Below are 7,066 nucleotides of genomic sequence, written 5' to 3'. Positions count from 1 at the left end.
GCGCGGCCTCGATGGGCTGGCAGGCGGCCTCGCCGGCCGGCGTGAGATGCAGCGTCTTGGCGCGGCGGTCGGCCGGGTCTTCGCGGCGCTCCACGAAGCCGGCCTCCACCAGCTGGTCGATCGAGCGCACCAGCGAAGGCCCCTCGATGCCCAGCGCCTCGGCAAGCACGCCCTGGCGCACGCCGCCGTGCAGGCGGCCGATCATCACGATCGGCCACGCCAGCGACTGCGAAAGCCCGACATGCGCCACCGCCTTGTCGGCCGCGGCCCGGTAGCCGCGCTGCAGCGGCGACAGCGCCATGCCGAGCGACATCAGCGCGGCTTCTCGGGTCTTCGAGACGTGGGCCATGGTTCTCTCAAATTAGTTAGCTTGCTATCTATTTTAGGAGAAAAGCCGCAGCACTGCAGCGCCCCATGGAAGAACCCCAGGGGGAAATCAGGAAAGAAGAAAAGTGTGAAGCCCGCCGATAAGCCGGATTCTGTGCGTTGGAGTTGCCCCCAACGTGACCGCCATTACTCTGGGCCGCTTGTCGCCAAACGGCTCGATGCCACCTACCCGCCAGCTCAGCGGAACCACCTCGATACTGGCCTACTTGGTGTTGCTGCGCGCAGAGATTGCCCGTTTCACCCGAACTGAATCGGCTCGTCTCTGTTGCTCTGATCCTCACCTCACGGTGGAGAGTCGTTAACTCCTGCGCTGTCCTGTGCAGTCCGGACGTTCCTCCAGTGCGGTCTTTCGACGCGGCGCCTTGCGGCGTCGCCCCTTGCGGGCTTGCACCAGCGGCGGTCTGGCGTGCTTCACGCCGGGGATTATCGCTCGATTACCTCGCGGGCGCCGGCCGTCCGCTCCACAATGGCGCTTCGACTGCCCCGACAAAAGCCCAAGGRGATCCCATGAAGGCCCAGAACATCCTCCAGACCATCGGCAACACGCCGCACATCCGCATCAACCGCCTGTTCGGCAATGCGAAGCAGCAGGTGTGGATCAAGTCCGAGCGCGCCAACCCCGGCGGCTCCATCAAGGACCGCATCGCGCTGTCGATGGTGGAAGACGCCGAGAAGTCCGGCGCGCTGAAGCCCGGCGGCACCATCGTGGAGCCCACCTCGGGCAACACCGGCATCGGCCTGGCCATGGTCGCGGCCGTCAAGGGCTACAAGCTGATCCTCGTGATGCCCGACAGCATGTCGGTGGAGCGCCGCCGCCTCATGCTGGCCTACGGCGCCACCTTCGACCTCACGCCGCGCGCCGGCGGCATGAAGGCTTCCATCGCGCGCGCCGAGGAAATCGTGGCCGGCACGCCGGGCGCGTGGATGCCGCAGCAGTTCAACAACCCCGCCAACATCGACGTGCACGTGCGCACCACGGCCGAGGAAATCGCGGCCGACTTTCCTGACGGCATCGACGTGCTGATCACCGGCGTGGGCACCGGCGGCCACATCACGGGCGTGGCGCGGGTGCTCAAGAAGAAGTGGCCGAAGCTGCAGGTGTTCGCGGTGGAGCCGGTGGCCTCGCCGGTGATCTCGGGCGGCCAGCCCTCGCCGCACCCGATCCAGGGCATTGGCGCGGGCTTCATCCCGAAGAACCTCGACACCTCGCTGCTCGACGGCGTGCTGCAGGTCGACGCCGAACCGGCGCGCGAAATGGCCCGCCGCTGCGCGGTCGAGGAAGGCATGCTGGTGGGCATTTCCTCGGGCGCCACGCTCGCGGCCATCGCGCAGAAGCTGCCCTCGCTGGCACCCGATGCGGTGGTGCTGGGATTCAACTACGACACCGGCGAGCGCTATCTCTCCGTCGAGGGCTTCCTCCCAGCCTGACCCAGCTATCTCTTTCATAGCGCCTCGGCGCGTAAAATCCGTGGCCTGCTTGATAACCACAAGCCCCATGACATGCTGAGAATTTCCGAACTCAAACTCCCGCTGGACCACGCCCCCGAGGCGCTGGCCGCTCTGATCGCCCGGACGCTGGACGTCCCGTTCGAAGCGATCGCTTCCCACACCGTCTTCAAGCGCAGCTTCGACGCGCGCAAGGCCGACCTGCTCACGGTCTACATCGCCGACGTGCAGCTGGCCGACGCCGGGCTCGAAGCCGCACTGCTCGCGAAGCACGCTGCGCATCCGCACATCCAGGCCGCGCCCGACATGCGCTACACGCCGCCCGCGCAGGCACCCGAAGGCGCGCCCCGGCCGGTGGTGATCGGCTTCGGCCCCTGCGGCATCTTTGCGGCGCTGATGCTCGCGAAGATGGGGTTCAAGCCCATCGTGCTCGAACGCGGCAAGACCGTGCGCCAGCGCACCCGCGACACCTGGGGCCTGTGGCGCAAGAGCGTGCTCGACCCCGAGTCGAATGTGCAGTTCGGCGAAGGCGGCGCCGGCACCTTCTCGGACGGCAAGCTCTACAGCCAGATCAAGGACCCGCGCTTCCTCGGCCGCAAGGTGATGGAAGAGTTCGTGAAGGCCGGCGCGCCGCCAGAGATCCTTTATGTCGCGCATCCGCACATCGGCACCTTCAAGCTGGTGAAGGTGGTGGAAAACATCCGCGAGCAGATCGTCTCGCTGGGCGGCGAGATCCGCTTCGAGCAGCGCGTGACCGACGTGCAGATCGAGAACGGCCAGCTTCGCGGCCTCACCGTGCTCGACCAGGCGACCGGCACGAGCAGCGAGCTGCGCGCCGACCATGTGGTGATGGCGCTCGGCCACAGCTCGCGCGACACTTTTTCCATGCTGCACGCACGCGGCGTGCACATCGAGGCCAAGCCCTTTTCCATCGGCTTTCGCGTCGAGCATCCGCAGGGCCTGATCGACCGCGCACGCTGGGGCCGCCATGCGGGCCATCCGCTGCTCGGCGCGGCCGACTACAAGCTGGTGCACCACGCGAGCAATGGCCGCTCGGTCTACAGCTTCTGCATGTGCCCCGGCGGCACCGTGGTGGCGGCCACCAGCGAGCCCGGCCGCGTGGTCACCAACGGCATGAGCCAGTATTCGCGCAACGAGCGCAACGCCAACGCGGGCATCGTGGTGGGCATCGACCCGCGCGACTTTCCCGGCTGGACGCCCGAGACCGCGGGCGACGCGCTCGCCGGCATCGCGCTGCAGCGCGAACTCGAATCGAACGCCTTCGTGCTCGGCGGCGGCGACTACCGCGCGCCCGGCCAGCTGGTGGGCGACTTCATCGCGGGCAGGCCCTCGACCGGGCTCGGCAGCGTGACGCCCTCGTACAAGCCCGGCGTCACGCCCACCGACCTGCACCAGGCGCTGCCGGCCTACGCCATCGAGGCGATGCGCGAGGCCTTTCCCGCCTTCGGCCGCAAGATCAAGGGCTTCGACCTGCACGATGCGGTGCTCACCGGCGTGGAAACGCGCACCTCSTCGCCGATCCGCATCACGCGCGGCGACGACTTCCAGAGCCTCAACGTGCGCGGCCTCTACCCCGCCGGCGAAGGCGCGAGCTACGCGGGCGGCATCCTGTCGGCCGGCGTCGACGGCATCAAGGTGGCCGAAGCGGTGGCGCGCAGCGTCACCGGAACATGAGCAAGGAACCCATGGCCCTGCCGAACGACGATTTCCACTTCTACGAACCCGCCAAGGGCCACGGCCTGCCGCACGATCCGTTCAATGCCATGGTCGGCCCGCGGCCGATCGGATGGATCTCGTCGCAGGACGAAAACGGTGCGCTCAACCTCGCGCCCTACAGCTTCTTCAACGCCTTCAACTACACGCCGCCCATCGTGGGCTTTGCGAGCATCGGCGCCAAGGACAGCCTGCACAACATCCGCCAGACGCGCGAGTTCGGCTGGAACCTGGCCACCCGCCCGCTGGCCGAGCAGATGAACCAGTCGTGCGCCGCGGTGCCGCCCGAGGTGAACGAGTTCGAGCTCGCCGGCCTCACGCCCGCAGCGTCGCGCCACATTGCGGTGCCGCGCGTGGCCGAGAGCCCGGTGTCCTTCGAATGCCGGCTCACGCAGCTGCTGCAGCTCGAGGGCGTGGACGGCGTGCCGGTGCCCACCTGGCTGATCCTCGGCGAAGTGGTGGGCGTGCACATTGCGCGCCACCTGCTGAAGAACGGCATCTACGACACCGCCGCGGCGCAGCCCATCCTGCGCGGCGGCGGCCCGGCCGATTACTTCGAGATCAGCCCCGACAATCTCTTCAAGATGTTCCGCCCGCGCTGAACGCGCGGAATCCATTTTTCTCCGCCGCTGCCAGCCAACCTGACAAGAACCGACCGATGACCGACACCGCCACGCCCCAAGAAGAAATCCAGGAAGTCCAGCCGGCGGAAGCCGAGGGCACCGCCCAGTTGCACCAGTCGCAGCAGCAGCCGAAGGCCGACGCACGCCGGCCCCGGCCGCCGCGCGCGCCGCGCCAGCAACAACAAAAGCAGAAGCCCAGGCAGGCCGCGCAGCAGCCACAGCCGCAGCGCGCGCGCAAGGTGCACCCGGCGCTCGAAAAGCTGTTCGAGCTGTACCCCAACATGTTCGGCGCGCGCTTCCTGCCGCTCAAGCTCGGCGTGTTCCAGGACCTGCTCGAGAAGCACCCCGACGATTTCAAGAAGGACGAGCTGAAGGTTGCGCTGGGCCTGCACGCACGCTCCACGCGCTATCTCGAGGCGGTGGCCGCGGGCCTGGCGCGCCACGACCTCGACGGCAACGCGGTGGAGCCGGTCGCGCCCGAGCATGTGCACCACGCGATCCTCGAACTGCACCGCCGCCGCGTGCAGCGCAACCCCGGCGAGGACCTGCGCCCGCAGCTGGTGGCGCGCATCGCCCGCGCCGTGGAAGCCTCGGGCCTGGACCGCGAGGCCTACGCGGTGCTGGTGCGCTCGCGCGACGAGGAAACCAACGCCGTGCTCGACGAAGCGCTGGCCGAGCTGGCCCGCCAGGCCGCCAAGCGCGAGGCGCTGCTGCGCGCCTTCGAGGCCAGCGGCCGCAGCAGCGAGCACGAGTTCGCCGAGATGTACGGCATGGATGCCGACGAGGTCGCAAGCACGCTCGCACGCGCACGGACCGAGCGGCAGCCGGCGGCTCCGGCGGCCTGATCGCCCTGGCGTTGTCGCCGCCGCAGCAACCATGACCGGCTTCGCCAGCTTCGTCACGCCGGAGGCCTCCGCAGGCGCGGCTGTGTCGGACGCGATCGCCGAAGCCTCCGCCTGCCTCGACCGCTTCACCGAACGCTTCAATGCCTGCGACACCGCGGGCATGGACGGCGAGCTTCATTTTCCGCACCTGATGCTCTCGGGCGCCGACCGCCTCGAATGGCAGGCGTCCGGCCATCATCCGGCCGGGTTTTTCGAGCAGCTCATGGCTTCGGGCTGGCAGCGCACGCGCTACCAGTCGAAGGAAGCGGTGCTCGCAAGCGCCGACAAGGTGCACTTCGTCGTCAGCTACACGCGCGAGGACGAAGCCGGCACGGTGCTCRGCACGCACCGCAATCTCTGGATCGCTACGCGCGTAGACGGGCGCTGGGGTATTTCGCTGCGTTCGTATTGAGGCTGCCCCGCGCCGGCCCCAATGAAAAAGCCGCCACGGCAACCCGTGGCGGCTTTTCCTTTTTTGCTGTGGCAGCGGATCGATCGATCAGCTACGCGCGTTCTGCAGCGCCGCAATGCGCTCTTCGATTGGCGGGTGCGTGGCAAAGAGCTTGCCGATGCTGCCCGTGATGCCCATGGCTTCCACCGCCTTGGGCAGTTCGCCGGCCGGCAGGCCGCCCAGGCGCGCGAGTGCGTTCATCATCGGCTGCTTCTGGCCCATGAGCGCGGCCGAGCCGGCGTCGGCGCGGAATTCGCGCTGGCGCGAGAACCACGCCACCACGATGGCGGCGGCAAAGCCCAGCACGATGTCCAGCACGATGGTGCTCACGTAGTAGCCGATGCCCGGGCCCGACGAACGGTCGTCGCCGCGGCGCAGGAAGCTGTCGACCGCATAGCCGATCACGCGCGAGAGGAACACGACGAAGGTGTTCATCACGCCCTGGATCAGCGTCATGGTGACCATATCGCCGTTGGCGATGTGCGCCACTTCGTGGCCGATCACGGCCTCGACCTCTTCGCGCGTCATGTTCTGCAGCAGGCCGGTGGACACCGCCACCAGCGACGAGTTCTTGAACGCGCCGGTCGCGAAGGCATTGGGCTCGCCCTCGAAGATGCCGACCTCGGGCATGCCGATGCCGGCCTTGTCGGCAAACTTGCGCACCGTGCCGACGATCCAGGCCTCGTCGGGCGACTGGGGGTTGTCGATCATGTGCAGCTTGGTGGTCCACTTGGCCATGGGCTTGCTGATCAGGAGCACGCCGAGCAGGCTGGCGACGATGCCGAGCACTGCAACGACCATCACATTGGTCAAAACGAACAGAAGGATACGTTTCAAGTTGAATTCTCCGTGGGGGAATGCTGCCGCCTAGATGAGGACCGGATGGCCCTCTTCAAGCCGTGCAGGAAATGGCGCTCTTCCTGTGTTGTTGGGGTTCTGGAGGAGCCGCACCGCGGCTTGCAGGTAGAGCGATGATAGGAGCAAAAGTTCTACGGACCGGGCCTGAAGACCTTGGGATCGTCGTAGAAATTCGCCGCCGCGTTGCCGGCCCACCAGCCCGGCACGCCGAGCACGGGCAGCGGAACGAAGGGCTTTTGCGCCAGGTGATCCGGCGCGAGGCTGCGCGCCAGCGCCCCGTCGCAGGACGCCGCCGAACCGCCGGCAGCCGGTGCCGGCAGCCGCAGCACATGCGCGGTGAGCGCCTTGCGCGGCGCGGCGAGTTTCTCGAGCAGCGCATGGCCGAACAACCAGAGGCGCGCCCCGGACCACAGCGCGCGCTGCGTCACGAAGAGCGTGTGCCAGTCGCGCGCGGCGAGCGCCCGCCACAGCGGCTCGGGCGCATCGAGCACGGCGCCGTTCTCGTCGAACAGCGTGAGTGCATCGCGCAACGGGCCGCGCGTGGCGCCGACGCCCGCGCGGGCGATCTCGGCGGCCTGCAGTTCATTGAGGCGGCGCTTGGCCTCTGGAAAGGCGAGCCAGACGAGGCCGTTGAAGAAGTCGTGCAGGTTGTCGCGCGTCGGCACGGTGCCGGTCTGGAAGAT

8 protein-coding genes and 1 other RNA gene are annotated in these 7,066 nt (G+C 68.0%); 5 read left to right on the top strand and 4 right to left on the bottom strand.

All coding sequences use genetic code 11. From position 1 onward, the window contains the following. Window positions 1–349, bottom strand: a 349-nt coding sequence (locus tag AC1DOC_RS14455) for a MarR family winged helix-turn-helix transcriptional regulator (protein ID WP_478129981.1), incomplete at its 3' end; no start/stop codon positions are given. 103 nt (window positions 350–452) lie between these two features. After that, window positions 453–800, bottom strand: an RNA gene (gene rnpB, locus AC1DOC_RS14450) — RNase P RNA component class A. A gap of 94 nt (window positions 801–894) precedes the next feature. Here rnpB and cysK point away from each other — a divergent pair. The 5 genes from cysK (at window position 895) to AC1DOC_RS14425 (ending at window position 5,486) form a co-directional block, all read left to right on the top strand. Further along, on the top strand, window positions 895–1,815 hold the full coding sequence (gene cysK / locus AC1DOC_RS14445) for a cysteine synthase A (protein ID WP_062363213.1): 921 nt from the start codon (window positions 895–897) through the stop codon (window positions 1,813–1,815). A gap of 72 nt (window positions 1,816–1,887) precedes the next feature. Continuing rightward, entirely contained in the window at window positions 1,888–3,528 is a 1,641-nt protein-coding gene (locus AC1DOC_RS14440) for an NAD(P)/FAD-dependent oxidoreductase (protein WP_436299540.1), read from the top strand. Between the two features lie 11 nt (window positions 3,529–3,539). Next, entirely contained in the window at window positions 3,540–4,169 is a 630-nt protein-coding gene (locus AC1DOC_RS14435; protein ID WP_062363219.1) for a flavin reductase family protein, read from the top strand. 56 nt (window positions 4,170–4,225) lie between these two features. Next, window positions 4,226–5,035, top strand: coding sequence for a ProQ/FINO family protein (locus AC1DOC_RS14430; protein WP_081247505.1), 810 nt, complete (start codon window positions 4,226–4,228; stop codon window positions 5,033–5,035). Between the two features lie 31 nt (window positions 5,036–5,066). Next, on the top strand, window positions 5,067–5,486 hold the full coding sequence (locus AC1DOC_RS14425; protein ID WP_478129980.1) for a hypothetical protein: 420 nt from the start codon (window positions 5,067–5,069) through the stop codon (window positions 5,484–5,486). 87 nt (window positions 5,487–5,573) lie between these two features. On the opposite strand, the gene htpX is transcribed toward AC1DOC_RS14425, so the two are convergent. Then, window positions 5,574–6,362 carry a protease HtpX gene (gene htpX, locus AC1DOC_RS14420; protein ID WP_478129979.1) on the bottom strand — a complete coding sequence of 263 codons (789 nt, stop codon included), beginning with the start codon at window positions 6,360–6,362 and terminating at the stop codon, window positions 5,574–5,576. 152 nt (window positions 6,363–6,514) lie between these two features. Beyond that, the coding region (locus AC1DOC_RS14415) for a DUF3025 domain-containing protein (RefSeq protein WP_478129978.1) at window positions 6,515–7,066 on the bottom strand (552 nt) is incomplete at its 5' end.

Source organism: Variovorax sp. 01T439_2, assembly GCF_056398445.1.
This window is presented reverse-complemented; position numbering and strand designations above follow the sequence as displayed.

Coding starts and splice junctions, on each gene's coding strand:
- cysK (WP_062363213.1), top strand. CDS start 895: ATGAAGGCCCAGAACATCCTCCAGACCATCGGCAACACGCCGCACATC.
- AC1DOC_RS14435 (WP_062363219.1), top strand. CDS start 3,540: ATGGCCCTGCCGAACGACGATTTCCACTTCTACGAACCCGCCAAGGGC.
- AC1DOC_RS14430 (WP_081247505.1), top strand. CDS start 4,226: ATGACCGACACCGCCACGCCCCAAGAAGAAATCCAGGAAGTCCAGCCG.